Raw genomic sequence first — 2,554 nt, forward strand, 5'->3', positions numbered from 1 at the left:
CAGCAACACGACGCACTACTCGATCGTCGACAAGGAGGGCAATGCGGTGGCCGTGACCTACACGCTGAACGACTGGTTCGGCGCCAAGGTCACCGCGGCGAAGACCGGCGTGATCCTGAACGACGAGATGGACGACTTCACCGCGAAGATCGGCGTGCCGAACATGTACGGCCTGGTGCAGGGCGAGGCGAACGCGATCGCCCCGGGCAAGCGGCCGCTGAGCTCGATGAGCCCGACCATCATGTCGCGCGACGGCAAGCCGGTGATGGTGACCGGCACGCCCGGCGGCAGCCGCATCATCACGGTGGTGGTGCACACGATCCTGAACGTCGTCGACTACGGGATGAACGTGCAGGAAGCGGTCGATGCGCCGCGCTTCCACCAGCAGTGGCTGCCGGAGGCGACCAACGTCGAGGTCAATGCGCTGAGCCCCGACACGCGCAAGATCCTGACCGACATGGGGCACAAGCTCGGCAACCCGCAGCCGGCCAACCATGTGGCGGCAATCCTGGTGGGGGCGCCGTCGCTGGGTGGCAAGCCGATCGGCAAGAACCGGTTCTATGGTGCCAACGATCCCCGTCGCAACACGGGCCTGGCGCAAGGGTTCTAGTTATCCAAAGCGGGTTTCCACGTCGTCGAGCACCGCATCGACGACGCCGAGCAACTGGCTCACGCTGACCGGCTTGGTCAGGTACTGCCGGGCGCCGGCCGCCATCGCGGTCTCGATCTGGCTGCCCAGCGCATCGGCCGACACCACCACCACCGGGATGCCCGCGGTGCCCGGGTCGGCCTTCAGGTGGCGCAGCAGCTCCATGCCGTCGATGTCGGGCAGGTGCATGTCGAGCAGGATCAGGTCGGGCCGGCGCGCGCGGATCGCCGCCAGGCCGTCCAGCCCGGTCACCGAGACGTCGAACTGCACCTGCGGCCGGCGCGCCAGGATGCCGCGCATCACCTCGACGTTGGTCTCGTTGTCCTCGACGTAGTGGACGATGCGCTGGTGGTAGCTGCCGGTCTCGGGCGCGATCTCGTCCAGCCCGACCGGCGCGCTCTCGGCGGGGCTGGCACGCGGCAGCGTCAGGATGAACGACGAGCCCTCGCCCGCGGTGCTGCGCGCGCGCACCGAGCCGCCCATCAGCTCGGCCAGCCGCTGGCTGATCACGAGGCCGATGCCGGTGCCCTCCAGCGACGAGCGCTCGCGCCCGAGCCGGTTGAACGGCTGGAACAGCTGCGACAGCTGCTGCGGCGTCATGCCCAGGCCGGTGTCGGTGATCGTGATCTCGACGCAATCGCGATGGCCTCCACCGCCTCCACCACCCCCGCCGCCGCCGCCGCGTCGCGACGCGACATGGATGCGCCCGCCCTCGGTGTTGTACTTCACCGCGTTGCTCAGCAGGTTGATCAGGATCTGCTTCACGCGCGTGGCGTCGCCGGTGACGCGCGCGGCGCTGTCGGCCAGCTCCTGCGTGATCGTGATGCCGCGGCGACGCGCGTCCTGCTCGACCAGCGACAGCGCCGCGGCCACCGCCTCGTGCAGGTCGAGCGCATCGGACTGCAGGTTCAGCGTGCCCGATTCGATGCGCGACAGGTCGAGCACGTCGTTGATCATGTCCAGCAGGTGCCAGCCGGCGCTCTGGATCTGCGTGACCCAGGGCCGCTGCGCGATCGGCAGCGGGTGGTTCTGGTCCAGCTCGAGCAGCTGTGCGAAGCCGAGCATCGCGTTCAGCGGCGTGCGCAGTTCATGGCTCATGCGCGACAGGAAATCGCTCTTCGCGCGGTTCGCCGCCTCGGCCAGCTCGCGCGCCCGCTCGGCCTCGGCCAGCCGCAGGTGCTCGGTGATGTCCTCGACCACGCCGACGATGCGCCGCGGCTGGCCCTGCACGTCGCGCAGCAGCGTGACGATGGTCTGCACCCACACCTGGCGCCCGTCGCGCGTGACGTAGCGGCCCTGGCGCCGGTACATCGGGATCTCGCCGCGCAGCAGCTGGCTCGTCATCTCGAGGTCCTGCGCGCGGTCGTCGGGGTGCGTGAGCGCGGCGACGTTCATGTCGACCAGCGCCTCGGCGCCGTAGCCGGTCAGGTCGCAGTACTGCGGATTCACCTGCTTCACGTTGCCGTGCAGGTCGGTGTAGACGACGCCGATCGGCACGTGGTTCAGGATGTTGCGGAAGCGCTGCTCGCTCTCGCGCAGGTCGGACTCGGTGCGCTGGCGTTCGGCGATCTCGCGCTGCAGCGCCGCGGTGCGGTCGTTGACGGCGGCCTCGATGCGGCGCGTGCGGCCGGTCACCGTCAGCATCAGTGCGCCCAGCATCGAGGTCGCGAGCAGCCCCACCAGCGAGAACAGCAGCGCGTTGCGCTCGTGCACGTGCGGCACCGCGGAGCGGGTCGAGGTGACGCGCAGATCCCATTGCCGCCCGGCGAACGCGAACGAGCGCACGTGCGACAGGTCGGCCGACAGCGTCTCGCAGCCGGTGCTGCCGGCCAGGCGCCGCCGCTCGGCGATCGGATCGGTGTCGACGATGCAGACGTCGAGGTAGTGTGGCAGCGAGCTCTGGAA

General features: G+C 69.7%; 2 protein-coding genes. One reads left to right on the forward strand and one right to left on the reverse strand.

All coding sequences use genetic code 11. The features are described 5' to 3' along the window. A partial coding sequence (locus tag AC1D12_RS30745; protein ID WP_477845008.1) for a gamma-glutamyltransferase occupies positions 1 to 610 on the forward strand: 610 nt, incomplete at its 5' end. Here AC1D12_RS30745 and AC1D12_RS30750 read toward each other — a convergent pair. Next, the coding region (locus AC1D12_RS30750) for a hybrid sensor histidine kinase/response regulator (protein ID WP_477845009.1) at positions 611 to 2,554 on the reverse strand (1,944 nt) is incomplete at its 5' end.

This window comes from Rhizobacter sp. P1_G5 (assembly GCF_056405435.1).